At 38.2% G+C, this 17773-nt stretch carries 11 protein-coding genes; 10 read left to right on the forward strand and 1 reads right to left on the reverse strand.

Annotation, left to right across the window (positions count from 1 at the left end; genetic code table 11):
• Positions 1-123 precede the first annotated feature (123 nt).
• From ligD to ACVWYG_RS06490, 10 genes are all read left to right on the forward strand, one after another.
• Complete coding sequence (gene ligD / locus ACVWYG_RS06445) at positions 124-2895, forward strand: DNA ligase D (RefSeq protein WP_457269345.1); 2772 nt, start codon at positions 124-126, stop codon at positions 2893-2895.
• A gap of 392 nt (positions 2896-3287) precedes the next feature.
• Positions 3288-4157 carry an SDR family oxidoreductase gene (locus ACVWYG_RS06450; RefSeq protein ID WP_457269346.1) on the forward strand — a complete coding sequence of 290 codons (870 nt, stop codon included), beginning with the start codon at positions 3288-3290 and terminating at the stop codon, positions 4155-4157.
• A gap of 13 nt (positions 4158-4170) precedes the next feature.
• Positions 4171-4761 (forward strand): gluconate 2-dehydrogenase subunit 3 family protein, encoded by a 591-nt coding sequence (locus ACVWYG_RS06455; protein ID WP_457269347.1) that lies wholly within the window; start codon positions 4171-4173, stop codon positions 4759-4761.
• Between the two features lie 83 nt (positions 4762-4844).
• Entirely contained in the window at positions 4845-6404 is a 1560-nt protein-coding gene (locus ACVWYG_RS06460; protein ID WP_457269348.1) for a GMC family oxidoreductase, read from the forward strand.
• A 3-nt stretch (positions 6405-6407) separates the two neighbouring features.
• Positions 6408-7748, forward strand: a complete 1341-nt coding sequence (locus tag ACVWYG_RS06465; RefSeq protein WP_457269349.1) for a family 1 glycosylhydrolase — start codon at positions 6408-6410, stop codon at positions 7746-7748.
• A gap of 40 nt (positions 7749-7788) precedes the next feature.
• Positions 7789-8547 carry an alpha/beta fold hydrolase gene (locus ACVWYG_RS06470; RefSeq protein ID WP_457269350.1) on the forward strand — a complete coding sequence of 253 codons (759 nt, stop codon included), beginning with the start codon at positions 7789-7791 and terminating at the stop codon, positions 8545-8547.
• A gap of 718 nt (positions 8548-9265) precedes the next feature.
• Complete coding sequence (locus ACVWYG_RS06475) at positions 9266-10774, forward strand: tagaturonate reductase (RefSeq protein ID WP_457269351.1); 1509 nt, start codon at positions 9266-9268, stop codon at positions 10772-10774.
• Between the two features lie 220 nt (positions 10775-10994).
• A complete protein-coding gene (uxaC, locus tag ACVWYG_RS06480) occupies positions 10995-12401 on the forward strand; it encodes a glucuronate isomerase (protein WP_457269352.1) in 1407 nt (468 codons plus the stop codon).
• 430 nt (positions 12402-12831) lie between these two features.
• Positions 12832-14466, forward strand: coding sequence for a glycosyltransferase family 39 protein (locus tag ACVWYG_RS06485; protein WP_457269353.1), 1635 nt, complete (start codon positions 12832-12834; stop codon positions 14464-14466).
• A 167-nt stretch (positions 14467-14633) separates the two neighbouring features.
• A complete protein-coding gene (locus ACVWYG_RS06490) occupies positions 14634-15023 on the forward strand; it encodes a YidH family protein (protein WP_457269354.1) in 390 nt (129 codons plus the stop codon).
• A gap of 257 nt (positions 15024-15280) precedes the next feature.
• Here the strand turns inward: ACVWYG_RS06490 and ACVWYG_RS06495 are convergent, their stop codons facing one another.
• On the reverse strand, positions 15281-16921 hold the full coding sequence (locus ACVWYG_RS06495) for an FMN-binding glutamate synthase family protein (protein WP_457269355.1): 1641 nt from the start codon (positions 16919-16921) through the stop codon (positions 15281-15283).
• Positions 16922-17773: the final 852 nt, after the last annotated feature.

A 17773-nucleotide genomic window follows, 5' to 3' on the forward strand; every position in this document is an offset into this window, starting at 1 on the left:
ACTGCTTAAGCTGCAAGTAAATGAACTGAGCACTCGATACGTACTTTAATGCCAACTTCAAGTTAAAAAACATTTTTTGTTTTAGTAATGTTCTCTGATTCCATTGTAATAAAACCGTTTGTTATGAGCTTGGAAAAATATAACGAAAAAAGAGATTTTTCAAAGACTACAGAACCTAAGGCCGGCATCAGCAAGGATAAAAGTAAGTTGATGTTTGTTATTCAAAAACACGATGCTTCTCGTCTTCATTACGATTTCCGTTTGGAAATGGACGGAGTTTTAAAAAGCTGGGCAGTGCCGAAAGGTCCATCGTTAGATCCAAAGGTGAAGCATCTAGCCATGATGGTAGAAGATCATCCTTTTGATTACGGAAATTTTGAGGGGATTATTCCAAAGGGAGAATACGGTGGAGGGACGGTTATCGTTTGGGACCAAGGCTATTATGAAACAATCGAACCTATAAGAGGTAAAAGAGCACAGGAGAAATACCTGCTTTCCGAACTTGCGAAAGGATCAGTAAAGATGCGGTTGCACGGTGAGAAACTTAATGGGGAATTCGCTTTGGTAAAAACAAAGCACATGGGTGATAATGCTTGGCTTTTGATTAAGCACAATGACGATTTTGCCTCAAAAATAGACGTTACCAAACAGGATAAATCGATCTTGTCCGATCAGACAATCGATATGATGGCGAAGTTTAGCGAAAAAGTATGGAAATCTTGTCATGAACAAGAGGTTCTTAAAAAGGAGCTGAAAATCAAAAAATCTAAGAAAATTGAGCACGATCACCCCGATTTAAAAAAAAATGAAATAGCCAAAGATTCTTTAGAAATAGATGTTTTAACACTCCTGAAAAAAGCCCCAAAGAGAAGCATTCCGAAAGCAATTAAGCCGATGCTCGCAACCTTGGTAGATGATCCTTTTGATGATCCCGAGTGGCAATATGAAGTGAAGTGGGATGGCTATCGCGCAGTCGCATTTGTGAATGATGGTTTGGTAAATATACTTTCTCGAAACAATAAATCCTTTAATGATAAGTTTTATCCCATTCTGAAAATACTGGAATCATGGAAACTGAAAGCAGTTATAGATGGGGAGATATTGGTACTTGATGAGAAAGGAGTTTCAAATTTTTCGCAATTGCAGAACTGGAGAAGTGAGGCAGATGGAGAACTGGTATTTTATGTGTTCGACATCATTTGGTGTGACGGAAAGGATTTGACCGAACTAACGCTCGTAGAGCGCCAAGCGATTCTTAGAGAAGTTTTGCCAATTGGCGACGACCGAATTCGAATTTCCAAGATTTTTAATGCAAGCGGTGTCGATTTTTTCGACGCGGCCGAAAGAATGGGTCTGGAGGGAATTATGGCTAAAAGAAAATCTTCCACTTATCTTTTAAATGGCCGTTCAAAAGAATGGTTAAAAATTAAAGTAAAAAGAAGGCAGGAGGTGATTGTGGCCGGTTATACCCGTAATCAAGACACCTCGAAACTATTTAGTTCACTCATACTTGCCGTGTATGAAGATAAAGTCCTTACGTATGTCGGCAAAGTTGGCACTGGTTTTTCGGATGGCGATCAGAAGAAAATGATGGAACTCTTTAAGCCATTTATCTCAAACAAAACTCCGTTTAAGGCTGCGCCAGACATCAATAAACTTTCACGTTTTCAACATAAACAGCTTAATGCGCAGGCTACTTGGATGAAACCAGAACTGGTCTGCGAGGTCGGATTTACAGAAATTACCGCCGACGGAATTTTTCGCCATCCATCCTTTCAAGGGATGCGGGAAGATAAAAAAGCTTCGGAAGTGATTAGAGAAATAGCAAAAAATACCGAGGCCTTTGTAGCCGAAGTAGAGAAGGAGATTGAGGTTTCTAGCGAATTAAACAAGTCGAAGCAGGATAAAATAGACAAACATGCCGACGCAATACGGCCACCAAAAGTGACCATTCCTAAAACGTTGTTGAACCCGAAAGATGAAACACAGGTACGCAAAGTGAATGGAAAAGAGCTTAAATTCACCAATTTATCTAAGGTTTATTGGCCGGAAGATGGCGTAACAAAACGAGATTTATTTAATTATTACTATCAGGTGGCTGATTTTATATTGCCGTATCTTAAAGATCGGCCCCAATCTCTTAATCGGTTTCCCGGAGGCATTAATGGAAAAAGTTTCTATCAAAAAGATGTGAGGGGCAAAGCGCCAGAATGGGCTAAAACATTTCCATACACCACGAGTGAAGGAGAACCTAAAGAATATTTGGTCGGTGATGATGTGGCGACGCTCTTATGGATTGCATCTTTGGGCTGTATAGAAATCAACCCTTGGTTTTCTAGAGTTCAATCGCCAGAAAATCCAGATTATTGTGTGATAGACCTCGACCCCGACAAGCATCATTTTGATAAGGTGATAGAGGCTGCTTTAGTGGTGAAGAAAATATTGGATTCGATTGATGTGCCGAGTTTTCCAAAAACTTCTGGCTCTACAGGTATCCATATTTACATTCCGATGGGCGCAAAATACACGTATGATCAGACGCAGTTGTTCGCTAGAATAATTGTTGGAATTGTGCAGGAAGAAATTCCGGATTTTACCTCGTTGGAAAGAATGATTTCTGCTAGGAAAGGAAAGATGTATTTGGATTTTCTTCAAAATAGACCCGGAGCAACCATTGCTGGGCCATATTCGCTTAGACCTAAACCGGGCGCAGCAGTGTCAATGCCTCTTGAGTGGAGCGAAGTAAAACCTGGTTTGAAAATGAAAGACTTCACGATTTTTAATGCGATACAGCGACTGAAGAAAAAAGGAGATATTTTTAAGGGCGTTTTGGGCAAAGGTATTGATTTGGAAAGGTCAATTAAAAAAGCAAAAGAATTGTACGGGAAAAGATAGAAAATTGTTTCTTTACTTAAAAAGCGGTATCTTTTTTAAAAGGTTTCGCCCCAGTTAAGCAATCAGGTCATTATAAATTCGATCACTATAGCTATTCCCCATGTCTTCGAATCGTCCGGCGAAATGAAATACTTTTACAATAAAAATCTTAGTATACTCTTCTGGTGGCTAAAAAGTTACGCTTCAGTTAGTTTTGCTGCTAACATGCAAAAACAACTATTTATCCAAAACCTTTTTTTCGACAACGTTGTTAAATGCAGATTATATAAAGCATTTAGAAATTGAATAAATATTTCTGTAGCCGCTTGAAAAGATTAAATGAAAGGAATAAATAAACCAATAGGGTTTTAAAAACTTACTTCATGAAAAAAATAATATAATACCTATATACGATGGCAAATGAAAAAGTTCGGGTAAAATCGAGCGAGATAAAAGGACAAAAATTACCATATCCTGCAAAACAATCAGATATGGATCTGCAACCACAAAGCGATTTATCTGAATATAAAGCGGCTGGTAAATTAGCGGATAAAGTGGCAATTATAACTGGTGCCGACTCTGGTATTGGACGTGCAGTTGCTGTTGCATTTGCTAAAGAAGGTGCAGATGTGGCCATTGTTTATAATGTGAATGATGCTGACGCAGAAACGACCAAGAAGATGGTAGAGGAAGCAGGAAGAACTTGTTTGACAATCAAAGCTGACGTTAGAAATAAAGAGGCATGTTTTAATGCAGTAAAACAGACCGTTGACAGATATGGCAAACTTAATATTTTAGTTAACAATGCAGCCTATCAGCACGTAGAAGAAAAATTAGAAGACATTACAGAAGAAAATTTAAGGCGGACTTTTGAAACGAACATTTTTGCCTATTTCTTTATGGCGCAAGCTGCACTGCCCCATCTGCACAGTGGAGATGCAATTGTTAACAGCGGCAGTATAATTGGGATAACTGGGTTGCCAATTTTGGTAGATTACACAGCAACAAAAGGTGCAATAAATGCTTTTACAAAGTCACTTGCTTTACAACTGGGAAGTAAAAATATTCGGGTAAATTGTGTAATAATTGGTCCGGTTTGGACACCCAATATTCCCGGAACCATGCCGATTGAGGAGGTTGAAAATTTTGGTCATGAGGTTGCATTAGAACGACCTGGGCAGCCCGAAGAATTGGCGCCAGCATACGTATTGCTTGCTTCTAGTGATGGAAGCTTTATGACAGGAAGCTTGCTTCATGTGACTGGCGGTAGATTGTCCAGCTAATTTATATCAAGACATGCAAAATGAACATGCTGGAAATCGAGAGCAGGTAAAGCTATTATTAAACAGCGCGTTTTTAACTGCATCAACTCGAAATGTATTGGAAAATAGATTTGAGCGTGTGGTTAAAAATTCGTTTTTCGATATTGAATCGTATACTCTTTTATCTGTTATTTGCGATCTTTTAATGAATCAAGATCCAACAGATAGAATGGTAGATATTGCTTCATTTATCGATGAACGCCTTAAAAATAATGATTGTGATGGTTGGCGTTACGACAGCATGCCGAAAGATGATGTGGTGTACAGACTAGGCTTAAAAGGCATCGAAGAAGCCTCCCTAATAAGGTTTGATAAACACTTTATTCTATTGGCACAGCAACAACAAATTGATCTTTTGAGCGATCTCCAAAATGGTGAATTGGAAGGTGAAATATGGAAAAAAATAAACCCTAAACTATTTTTTGAAGATTTACTTGCAGAGACAGCAGCGATTTTTTTTAGTCACCCAGAGATTCAAATAAGCATAAATTATGTTGGCATGGCCGATGCAAAAGGTTGGACGAAGCTTAAACTTAATCAAACAGAAAACCTAGAGAATGATTGAGAAATAAAAAGTCAGTAGTTATAAGCAATGTTTAAGATAACCGATGGAGCTAGGGTGCAAATTTACGAATTTATCAAAAATTAATGCAAAAATATTCGACTAAAGAGCTCGTAGATGCGGTAATTATTGGAACGGGCGCTGGAGGAGCACCTATTATTGCCCGACTTGCGCAGGCGGGTTTAAAGGTTGTGGCTTTAGAAGCAGGAAAATTTTGGAACCCCAAAGTAGATTTTGCAACCGACGAAATTGAGCAACGAAAGATAATTTGGAATTATGAAAGATTATCCGCAGGCGACGACGCGCTACCGTTTGGCAGGAATAACTCTGGCATTGGTGTTGGTGGCTCGACACTTGCCTACACGGCCTACACTCCAAGGCCACATCCTGATGATTTTACGATTCAAACAGATTTTGGCGTTGGGAAAGATTGGCCGATCAGTTATGATGATTTGGAGCCGTATTTTGATGAATTAGAATTATTTTTAGGAATTTCTGGACCAACACCCTATCCGTGGGGTCCGAAAAGAAATGCCGGCTATCCACTTCCAGCAAACGCCATAAATGGTGCCGCTCAGTTGATGGAAATAGGTTGCGATGAACTAAATATTAACACCTCTGTAGCGGCAAATGCAATTTTATCCCGGCCCTATAAACAAGAACACGTGGGTGAGAGAAATGCCTGTATCAATAGAGGTTTTTGCGAAGCGGGTTGCAGCACCGGTGCAAAAGCGAGTACAGATGTAACTTTTATCCCTAAAGCCATTCATTTCGGAGCGGAAATTAGAACTGAATGCTTTGTGACTAAATTGAGAACAGAAGATGTCGGCGCCATAAGGGCAGTAGTTTATACTGTAAATGGAGTTGAGGAAACGCAACTGTGCAAAAATGTTTTTTTGTGTGCAGGCGCTATAGAAACACCTCGATTACTTTTAATGAATAATTTAGCGAACAGCAGCGGACAAGTTGGTAAAAACTTCATGGCAAATGTTGGTGTCCAATTGTGGGGAGAATTTCCTGATTTGGTTCATCCTTACAAAGGTATTCCTGCAAGTTTAATCTCCGAAGATTTACGTAGGCCAAAGGATGCGGATTTTGCAAGTGGCTACTTATTACAATCAATCGGGGTAATGCCAATAACCTACGCTTCGCAATTAACTAGGGCAACAGGTGTTTGGGGGAAAAAACTTCGCGAAAGAATGGCTGCTTACAACCATGTAGCCGGAATCAATATTCACGGCGAATGTCTACCAAGTGAGCATAATTTTCTGGAACTTTCTGATGAGCAAGACCAACTTGGTTTGCAAAAACCACGGATTTATTTTTCTAACGGCGAAAACGAAAAACGCATGGCGGCTCATGGAGAAAAGTATATGGAGAAAATTTGGAAAATAGCAGGGGCTAAAAACACATTTAAGGTTGCCCGAAACGCACATACCATTGGTACTTGTAGAATGGGAGCTGATTCTGCAAACGCTGTAGTGAATGCGAAAGGAAAATCTTTCGATGTGCCGAATCTGTACATCTCCGACAATTCAATTTTTCCAAGCTCGCTAACTGTAAATCCGACGCTCACGATTATGGCTGTGGCGCTGCATATCGCCGATAATTTTTTGAAAGAACATTCCACATCAGGTAATAAATAAAACATGGCAGCGGAAAGTTTTCTAAAATTTGTAAATAAAAAATATGGTACCGCAACCCATAATGGAGATCAATATGGAGGCGCGAGAGGTAAAGATGGGAGCGGTCTGCCGCAAAACAATACTGGGAATTTTATGTTTGCTACAGGTATAGAATGTTCCTATCCTACCATCGATCATGGAAAAACAAGAAGAGACTTATTGGCAGAATGTGACCATTACGCACGCTGGAGGGAAGATCTTGGCCTTGTTAAAGATCTAGGGATTAAAGTTTTAAGATACGGTTTGCCTTATTATGCGATACACATCGGAAAAAATAAGTTCGATTGGAGTTTTGCAGATAAGGTGATGAATGAAATTAAGCGGTTGGAAATTACCCCAATTTTAGATTTAATGCATTTTGGAGTTCCTGATTGGATCGGCAATTTTCAGAATCCTGAGTTACCCATTCACTTTGCCAATTATGCCAGCAATGTGGCCAAAAGATATCCTTGGGTAAAATTCTACACCCCTGTAAATGAAATCTACGTAACGGCAAAAATGAGTGCAAAAGATGGGATTTGGAATGAACAATTAAAATCCGATCGAGCATTTGTAACTGCCCTTAAAAACATTACCGCCGCGAGTATTTTAGCCACACATCAAATCGCAAGTCAGAGGCCAGATTGTGTTATTGTGCAAAGTGAATCTGCTGAGTACATTCACGAAGCTTATTTGGAAAAATCTCCAGAGATTGCAATTACAAATAAAGTTAGATTCTTGGCACTTGATCTGCTCTATGCGCACCCACCGGATGCAGATGTTTATATTTATCTCCATGAAAATGGAATGACAAGAAAAGAATATGAATGGTTTATGACCGGAGAACCACCAGGTTATCAGGTAACGGGCAATGACTATTATGGAAGGAATGAAACGATTAAGCTGAGCAATGGCGAAAGCATTACTGCGCCTGATGTTTGGGGATGGTATTTGATTACTCGAGAATATTATAATCGTTATAAAAAGCCGGTTATGCATACCGAGACTAACACTTTTAATTCAAAAGAAGCGCCCGCCTGGCTATGGAAACAGTGGCTCAACATCTTAAGGATGAGAGAAGACGGTATTCCTGTATTGGGTTTTACCTGGTATAGTTTAATTGATCAAGTGGATTGGGACATTGGTTTGGCTAAAAAAGTAGGCACCATAAATGAATGTGGTTTATACAATATGGACAGAAAACCACACCCCGTAGCGCATGCCTATAAAATGCTTTTAGAAGAGTTTGGACAGATTACCATTGTGCCTTATGGCGAAATGCTCGAAATTACAGACAGACCGGCGCGATTGAAAGTGGAAGTTTAAATTCCTGTTACCATTTTAACGAAATCAATAAAAACAATTAATGGCTATTTTGAGTACACATAATTTAAGCGAAGAGTTCCCCGTTTTGGTTTTTCTCCATTATTTTGGCGGCTCTGATCAGAGCTGGCAATGGATAATAAATGAGCTTGAAGGGGAATTTCGATGCGTTGCCTTAAATTTCCCCGGGTTTGGAAATTGTGGAGCCTTAAAATTACCATCCATTAAAGGATTTGCCGCCCACATTATAAACGAATTAAAGTCCTTAGACATTAACAATTATGTAGTTGTTGGTCATTCTATGGGCGCAAAAATTGCCGTGCAAATGGCTGTTGATGATAAGTTAGGTAATATTGCTCAGCTCATTTTAATTGCGCCCTCGCCACCTGGAGTTGAACCGATTGAGGAAGCAGAAAAAAATCGGATACTCCATCACCCAAACAGGTTAGAAGCCAAAAAGACAATAGAAAATATTACCAGAAAGTGCCTGAGCGAAGTACCGTATAAGTTGGCTTTGGATAACAATATAACTGCAGACAATACGACTTGGCGTTGGTGGATTCTGGAAGGAATGAACGATTCTATTGAAGATGCGGCAAAAACTTTGAAGCTTCCGATAGCAATTATCAACTCGCAAGATGATCCAGTAGTCACTCCAAAACTTGTAAAAAAAAGCTTACTAAATGTTTGGCCAGAAGCTAAATTAATTACCACCTCAAGTTTGGGTCATTTAATGCCGCTCGAAAACCCAGGATGGATTGCGGATCAAATTAGAATTCTAATGTCTCAAAAGATAAATTAACTGGAGGATTTGGGAAATCAAATTAAATGCTCTTTGTTGTGCTCCTAATAGGTTAATTGGCAATTTGTTTTCCGATTTATTAATTTCAAATTGTTCTACTGCAAATTTGCGTTTCATTAACTAAATAAGCATTTCTGCGCCTATCATCTTATCTCAAATCCCAACGCTCTAGCCCAGAAAGAGATGATTTAGATGTACACTGGTAGAATTGCTGCAACCGAATACTAATATTAGCCTTGTTAAACAATCTAAATCTGGTTGGCGACCACCACAAGTTTCCTAACAATACATTAAGAACTAATAATGATCGTTAGATTGATATTGCGCACTTCCAATGTCTGGCAGATAAATGGGCAAAATAAATAATCCTAAAAATTAAAAGTAGAAACCTGTCGAGTTGCGTTTTAAACGATCGATGTCTGCTAATAATATAATATCTTAGCAGTCTATAATCTATTGTGAAGATTTTTTTCCATGTTTTTTGCCTGGTTATTTTAAATCCATTACTATTGTATCCAAGTGATTACTGAAGACAATATTTCTTCCAACTTTTTTAGCGAAGAGCGAAAAATCAGGTAAATCAACTGTTCTTTTAGCAGGCGATGCATCGTTGTATAAACATTTACATGGAAGAAAGTTACTTGATATTATCAAACCTACTATTATGCAAACATTAATCCCATGTTTGTTAGAATAAGCAAAAAATAAATTGAGATTGATGAGGTTAACCAGAAAGAATTTAAAAAACATAGACGCACAGAATGTATCCTTGCCAAGTGCAAATATTTTCGAATTGCCAGAGAAGGTATTGCAATTTGGAACAGGAGTTTTGTTACGTGCGCTGCCGGATTATTTTATCGACAAGGCCAATCAACAAGGCGTTTTTAACGGCAGAGTAGTAGTGGTGAAGTCTACAGATTATGGATCTACGCGTGCCTTTGATGATCAGGATTCATTGTATACGTTATGCATAAAAGGGATTGAGAACGGTGAAACCAAGGAACAAAATGTAGTTTGCTCCGCAATTAGTAGGGTGCTTACGGCAAATAAGGAATGGGAAGAAATTCTCGATGTAGCCGCAAGTGCGCATCTCGAAATTATCATTAGCAACACCACAGAAGTAGGGATTCAATTGGTGGAGGATGATGTTAATGCACATCCACCAATATCGTTTCCTGGGAAATTGCTGGCTGTTTTATTTCATCGCTATACTAAATTTGAAGGCGCTGCCGATAAAGGATTGGTCATTGTCCCGACAGAATTGATTGTAGATAATGGAGCCAAGCTAAAGGACATTGTGCTTAAGCTGGCGAATAAAAATAGTTTATCGAATGCTTTTATTAAATGGGTAAATGAGCACAATTATTTTTGCAATTCACTGGTAGACTGTATCGTACCTGGTAGGCCAGATGAGGAGCTGATGAAGTCTGCAGAAAGAGACTTTGGATATGAAGATGATTTGCTTATCGTATCCGAAGTTTATCGGCTTTGGGCAATTTCTGGCGACGAAAAAATAAAGCAAGTACTTTCTTTCGCTTTTGCGGATAAAGGAGTAGTTGTTACGCCCGACATTAATCTGTACCGAGAGCTCAAACTCAGACTGCTAAACGCCACGCATACCCTTACCTGCGGCTTGGCTTATTTAGCCGGTTTTAAAACGGTTAAGTCTGCTATGGACGATACAGCTATGGAGCGCTATATATCTAATTTAATGTGTTCGGAAATTGCTTCTGCCATTCCATATAAAGTGCAAAAGAATGTAACAGATGAGTTTGCATGCAATGTGTTAGATCGATTTAGAAACCCCCATATACAACATCTGTGGCTAGGTATTACATCAAATTACAGCTCAAAAATTAAGATGAGAGTAATACCAGTGTTGTTAAATTACGTGAAAGAATTTAATACATTTCCACCCTTAATGGCTATAGGTTTTGCGGCATATATTCGTTTTATGAAACCTGCAAAAATCGTTGACAATCAATATTTTGGCGCTCACCAGCAAGGTAGCTATTTAATAAATGATACCGAGGCAAAGCATTTGGCAGCGTTCTATGAAAATAACGAAGGTTTGGTGCTGATAGAAAAAATGTTGAGTGATCGCTCTCTTTGGGACGAAGATCTTTCTAAAATTCCCGGTTTTAGCAAAGCGATTAATGATTTTCTAGTGGCCATGGACAATGAAAAATCAATCGAAAAACTTTTAACAGACGAATTGGCAAAATAAGCTCCTAAAAATAGAGTTGTCTAAAATTAGCAACAAAATATTGGCAACTAAGTGGATTCTTCATTAAATAAAATAAAAAACCAATCAACTAAAAACCTTATTTTTTGACTGGTTTGATGTGTGTTTAAATTTCTTTGCTTTTTAGAAATGATACGCAAATACAACAATCACTCAATCAAAACAACAAACAAATCTTGATTTTTAAATTAAAAAAAAACCGATGAAAGACGGAGCAGTAATCCCTGAAAATTTTTTATTATACAGCCAAAAAGCGAAAATTCTTTACCATGATTATGCTAAAGATATGCCGATTATAGATTACCACAATCATCTGCCTCCGCAAGAAATTGCTGAAAATAAAAGCTTTGAAAATATTACTCAAATTTGGCTCAAAGGCGATCATTACAAATGGCGGGCAATGCGCACTTTAGGTGTAGACGAACGTTATATAACAGGTGATGCTTCTGACGAAGAAAAGTTTTTAGCTTGGGCGAAAGTGGTTCCAGAAACGATTCGCAACCCGCTTTTCCACTGGACACACATGGAATTGAAAAATCCGTTTGGCATCAATTCTTTTTTAAACGAATCATCTGCCAAAAAAATATATCGGGAATCCAACGAGCTGCTTGCTGAGAAAAATTTTTCTACCCAAGGTTTACTAAAGCATTTTAATGTGAAAATGGTTGGAACAACTGATGATCCAACTGACAATCTTTCGCACCATAAAAACTTGTTGGCACAGGGTTTTGAAATTAAGGTAAAGCCATCTTTCAGGCCTGATAAATCTTTAATGATTCAAGATGCACAAGCTTATCGAGCCTACACACAAAAACTTTCGGCCGCATCTAACATAAACATCACTGATTTAGATTCTCTCTTAGAAGCTTTAAAAGACCGCGTAGATTTTTTTGCGGCCCATGGAGCCACCATTTCAGATCATGGCTTAAATACCATTCCTTCCAAAATACAGCTCTCAAAAGCTCAAAAAGTAGAAGTATCGAAAGTTTTAAGTGGAGAATCCGATCAGTATTCAGATCCAGAAGCATTTGCAGGATATGTGTTGAGCGAACTGAGCAAAATGTATTACGAAAAAGGTTGGGTCCAACAGTTTCATTTAGGAGCAATAAGAAATAACAATTATGGGATGATGCGAAAATTGGGGCCTGATACCGGGTATGATTCTATAGGAGATTATAAGCAAGCGCAGAGCTTATCTAATTTTCTCGGAAACCTGAGCTTAGACGACCAGCTTGCAAAAACCATTATCTATAACTTAAACTCAGCAGACAACGATGTTTTTGCCGCAATGATCGGTAATTTTGCTGATGGAAAAACGAAAGGTAAAGTGCAATTTGGTGCTGGTTGGTGGTTTTTAGATCAGAAAGATGGGATGGAAAAACAATTGAATTCGTTGTCGAATATGGGTATACTGAGCACTTTTATCGGAATGCTTACCGATTCGAGAAGTTTTCTTTCTTACTCAAGACATGAATATTTTCGCAGGGTACTTTGTAACCTACTCGGTACCGAAATGGATAACGGCCAAATTCCGGATGATGAAAAATGGATTGGAAAAATTGTTCAGGACATCTGCTTTAACAATGCTAACGATTATTTTGAATTGTAATAATCATAAGAAGTTCGCATATAGATTTTGGCTTAACCTCTTTTAATTGCTGGATGAAGACATAAAGTTTATATTCCACGCGATTGGCACAAGTCGACTAATTATATTTCCAAATATCACATTGTTTTTACCGAGGCAAAGCAATAACTGTTAATGATTTAGCAGCTGGAAATAAAAAAAATCGTTTATCCCTATGTAGACATGAACTGACTACCTAAATTTATTTTAAACCTGTATAAATCAATAAATTGAGGGTATTTTAATCTTAGTACTATAATCTTGCCTATCTGTAGATGCACGATTTGTGCGGTCGCAATCATTTTTTCTAAACAATATAAAAAATTTGTGGTTTCTAACGTTAGTGTTCAAATGGTCTGTCTACTTAAACTTTTTCGAGACTTAGGATTGCCGCTCTACAACTTTAAACCTTATGTCTCAAGAAAAAGCAAGTTTTCAGGCTATTCAAACCTTTGCCAGACGCCAACATTTTTGGCTCCTTTTAAAATTCAAATGGCTAAATCTAAGTCGTAAAGAAGCGCTAATTTTGCTAACCACGTGCATTGCGCTAACTCAAACTTTATTACACCTTGTTACCGTAAATGCATATGGATTTCATGAAGACGAATTGCTCTACATGGTATTAGGCGATCATCTTGCTTGGGGTTATAAAGAAACAGGGCCACTAATAGCAGTTATAGGCAACGTCTCAGAATGGCTTTTCGGAAATTCTTTAATTGCAATGCGGATACTGCCCGCAATATGTGCTGGTGCAATTGTTCACTTAACAGGAATTATAACCATTAGATTGGGAGGGAAGTATTTCGCGGTAATAATTGCCTGCACAGCAATTGCATTCTCGCCTGCGTTTCTTGCATCTGGCGCATTGTTTATTCCGCAGGTTTTTGATGAGCTCTTTTGGTTGCTTACCACTTACTTTTTGGTTTGCTGGATTCAAAAGCGAAACGACACCTATCTTTATGAACTTGGCGTGGTAGTAGGATTTGGTATTTTGTTAAAATACACTTTGCTACTTTACGTGGCGGGTATTTTAATAGGAATAGCTTTTACACCTCGCCTGCGCATACTTTTTCAAAAAAAAGCTTTTTATCTGTCCATAGTCATTGCATTCATCATCTTATTGCCTCATTTGATTTGGCAAATAGAGAATGGTTTTCCTGCATTGGTCCATTATCACGAATTAAAGGAAACACAGCTTAATTATCTATATCGATTAGATTTTTTGGTGCAGCAACTATCGGTAAATGGCTCTGCACTATTTATCTGGTTAATGGGACTATTCTATCTCTTTTATTCTAAAAAGCTAAAAGCATATAGGTTTTTCGCTATTTCTTTTCTCATTGTGATGGCTGTACTAGCGTTGCTTAAAGGGAAGCCATATTATGGATTTGGCGCTTATCCTCCATTATTTGTTGCGGGTGCAATATATTTTGAAAAACTATTAAATGTGGCCATTACAGTTAAAAAACAAATGCTTTTGCTTGGTCTGGTTCTGCCTAACCTTCTACTTTCTATTATCGTTCTGCCGATGTTGCCCATAGAAACTGCGGCACAAGTTTTTGGATGGGCAAATACCCATTTTGGCATTAGTTTTCCGGTAAAATGGGAAGACCAGAAGATTCATGCCATCAATCAGAATTATGCCGATATGATTGGTTGGGACGAACTTGCGCAAAAAACTTCTGCGCTTTATATGTCACTTTCTCCTGCAGAACGTAAAACAACAATAGTTTATACAGAAAACTATGGCATAGCATCGGCGCTAGATTACTATAAGGATCGTTTTCCGATGCCTAAAATAGTGTCTTTAAATGGAAGTTTTGCCGTTTGGGCCCCAAGCACTATAAACGGTAAATCGATCATTTTTTGTGGTCGGGATAGATTAACTTCCGCGCACTTAAATCGCAATAAGCTGGATACTTTATCGATTGCCAATCGGTTTTCAACATTATATGGCACGCCTATTTATATGTTGAAAAAAAGTAGCCTAACTGTTTATGGAAATTACTACAACGAGATGCGCCGTTTTAGAAGAAGTACGTATTAACTTAACATTTTTAGGATTTATAACTTAAAAATCACTACTGTTCACCAAGTCGTTTTAAGGAAAGCTACTTTTAATTGTGACTATTTTATTTTGCTCTATAAGCATAAAAGAAATGAGTTTTCAAATTAGACTCAATTAACACCTCATTTAACAATGGAGTTTTAGCCGTGGAAACAAGTAACAAACAGATAACAGTTGGAAAGGTTAGTGATCATTTAGCGAATGAAAGAACTTTTTTAGCTTGGATTCGCACAAGTATTGGCATAATGGGTTTTGGTTTTGTGGTGGTTAAATTTTCGCTTTTCGTAAAGCAAATTTCTGCAGCGTTGGGTGCAAAGCCTACAATTCCTCAAACTGGTTATTCTCATGTCATCGGCATTATGTTGGTGGCACTTGGAGGAATAACCATAGGGGCAGCTTATGTCAGATACATCAACACCAAAAAACAATTGAACAATGGCATTTATTACCATTCCACCACATTTGTAAAGATAGTTACCATTTTAATAGTAATGGTTTGCGTGTGTCTGTTGTGGTATTTGCTCAAAACTACATAACTAAAGCATTTAGTGAATACCGCATATGTTTTTTGAAATGAAGTATAAATTTGGGTAAGCGGCTATTCGGCGCCTCAACAATTCAATCCGCTAACTTTATACTTGATCGGAACATCTAACGTATCTAAAATTTTCATTAGAATAGATTTTTTATTCATAAAAAATCAAGCCATATTTAAAGTTAACATTACATGTTGATGGAGATTCTTATTTAGATTGTACGTAAAACTTCTTATCACTTAAATTTTTTGAAATGCCTACTCGTTATATGGGTTGGCGTGTGCATAATCTACCGCCGAAACTTTATAATCGGTTGGCGCGAAACTTTGAGCAGTACTTAATGCCATCCCCAACTCAAAACGAGCAGGATAAGGTGTTTCCAATAAACTACCCGTCGGACTATAAGGATAAGTTTCTAAATAAGATTGCACTTTACTCGGACTGATTCGCCTATTTATGTACGCCCTATTCATCTGGCTTGGTTCTTTTAAACCAGCTGCCCCTAAAAGTTCTACAGCACTAGCAACCGTTTGGTTATGAAAATTCTTTACGCGTACTTTTTTATCTTCTACCACCAAACCCTTCATTAAACTCGGGTCTTGAGTAGCTACACCAGTTGGACAAGTGTTTCTATTGCATTCCAACGCTTGTATGCAACCCAAGGCAAACATCATTCCTCGCGCTGCATTGCACATATCTGCACCCAAAGCAATATTTTTTACAATATCAAAACCAGTGGCTACTTTGCCGGCAGCAATAATTTTAATGTGTTTCTTTAAATCAAATCCATTCAATACATCATACACAAAAGCAAGTGCTTCTCTTAAAGGCATACCCACAGAGTTAGAAAACTCTTGCGGTGCAGCTCCTGTACCACCTTCTCCACCATCTACAGTAATGTAATCTGGGTAGATATTTGTTTCTATCATCGCTTTGCAAATTGCGTAGAATTCACTTTTACGACCAACACACAATTTAAAACCAACAGGTTTGCCTCCAGAAAGTGTCCGAAGTTTTTGTAAAAATTCCATCATGCCAATTGGTGTGCTAAACGCAGAGTGGGAGGGTGGAGACAAGACATCTTTGCCAACTGGAACCAATCGAATACGTGCAATTTCTGGCGTCACTTTTTGCGCTGGCAACATTCCCCCGTGGCCAGGTTTTGCGCCTTGAGAAAGTTTAATTTCAATCATTTTTACCTGCTCGGTTTTGGCCCGTTCGGCAAAAGCATCAAAGTTGAAAGTTCCATCTGGATTTCTGCAGCCAAAATAACCCGTACCAATTTGCCAAATTAAATCGCCACCTAGCTTTAGGTGGTAATCACTAAGTCCGCCTTCTCCTGTATTATGAGCAAAGTTGCCGAGTTTGGCACCTCCATTCAAGGCTAAAATTGCATTCTGACTAAGTGATCCAAAACTCATGGCAGAAATATTATAAATGCTTGATAAATAAGGTTTTGTGCAATTGGGCCCACCAACCAACACGCGAGGATCTAGATTTAGGTCGTTATGAGAAATAGCAGCTATGCTGTGGCTTAACCACTCATAGCCATTTTCATACACACTCAACTGCGTGCCAAAAGGAATCGTGTCGTTTTCTTTTTTTGCCCTTTGGTAAATCAAAGAACGGTTTAATCTGCTATAGGGAGTTCCATTTGTATCACTTTCTATAAAATATTGATATATTTTTGGCCTCAGCTCCTCCATAAAATACCTCAATCTGCCAAATACCGGATAGTTTCTTACAATACTGTGTTTAGGTTGGTAGAGATCGTAAATGCCTAATAAAACAAACGGACCCGTAAAAACAGCAACCCACCATAAATATGGATTGTATAAGCCCAACATAATGGTTAGAGCCACTAAAAATGCTGCTATTGCTACAAATGCTTTTCTCATAAAATTATCAATTAAACAATCTACAAATATTGGAAATTTAAAATCAAATGTGGGTTTCATTATCAATTATGACATATTTAGGCTTGTAAAAAATTTTAAAGGAGTATTTATTGACCCTTATGATCCACCTTATCTCATTCTCAATCTCTTTTCTATTTTGTTTCTGAATCTATGTTTATCGACGCTAAATTTTCAACGCCCAGTCGTTGCTCTTTTTTCCTTGCTCCTTGCTCATTGATCAAATCTCAACCTCAACCTTAATCTCATTCTCAATCTCTTTTTCATTTTGTTTCTGAATCTATGTTTATCGACGGTAAATTCTCAACGCTCAGTCATTGTTCCTTGCTCCTTACTCATTGATCAAATCTCAACCTCAACCTTAATCTCATTCTCAATCTCGTCCATATTCTTTTTATTTGGGCGTTCCCCTCCGCCAAGCTCTTACCCAATGCTCGGGGCGGGCTATCCATTTCAATCTTTTTAGGCTCGTTCCTCGCAAAAAAGGATTTTCATTTCTATCCCTAACGCGGGTTAGTAATCAGTACTCAGCGTTCAGTGCTCAGTGCTCAGAAATACAGTCTCTAACCTTTGACTTCTGCTCTTTGCGTGAGGGGTAGAAGCGAAAAGCCCACAGCGAAGTGCAACGTAGCGAGGACTTGTAGCGGATTGACTCGTCCTAAAAAAAGTTTACATTTTAATTTATTAATCCTGCAATAGGTTTACAGTTTATTTTTAGTCCTGCAACTGGTTTACAATGGTAGGTATTTTCCGATAATAATTCTTCCATAGTCTTTCTGTTTTTATTGCTGTTTTAGAGTGATGTACCTGGTTTGGGGTTAAGTTTCCTATGCT

The organism is Pedobacter sp. UYEF25, from assembly GCF_054061655.1.